Origin of the sequence: Vibrio sp. La 4.2.2 (assembly GCF_027586995.1) — a bacterium.
GTDB lineage: Bacteria > Pseudomonadota > Gammaproteobacteria > Enterobacterales > Vibrionaceae > Vibrio > Vibrio mediterranei.
On the sequence record NZ_JAPPTJ010000035.1, the window covers coordinates 1 to 336 of the forward strand.

At 52.1% G+C, this 336-nt stretch carries 1 protein-coding gene; it reads right to left on the minus strand.

Features of this window, described 5'->3' with window-relative positions:
* A partial coding sequence (locus tag OH456_RS25955) for a VCBS domain-containing protein (protein WP_270034475.1) occupies window positions 1-336 on the minus strand: 336 nt, incomplete at both ends.

Genomic DNA, 336 nt, shown 5'->3' on the forward strand with positions numbered 1-336 from the left:
GGTGTTATCTAGCGTAAAGGTCCATTGACCACCTTCTTGCACCACAAGTTTGCCGTAAGGGCTGTCGCCATTGTCCACTGAGAATTTATGCGTTGCATCTGCATCGACATCATCCGCAACTAATGTACCGGTAGCGGTAGATATGCCCGCTTGAGGGTTACCCGCATCATCGTGACCCGCTTCGGTAACGGCGCCCACTAGCTTACTGCTGGCATTAAATGTTGGCTGGTCGTTGGTACCCGTAATGGTGATGGTCACGGCTTGCTCAGTCACCGCCCCTTTATCGTCGGTCACTTTCACCGTGAAAATGACGTCTTCCGATTGGCCTTCTTTCAG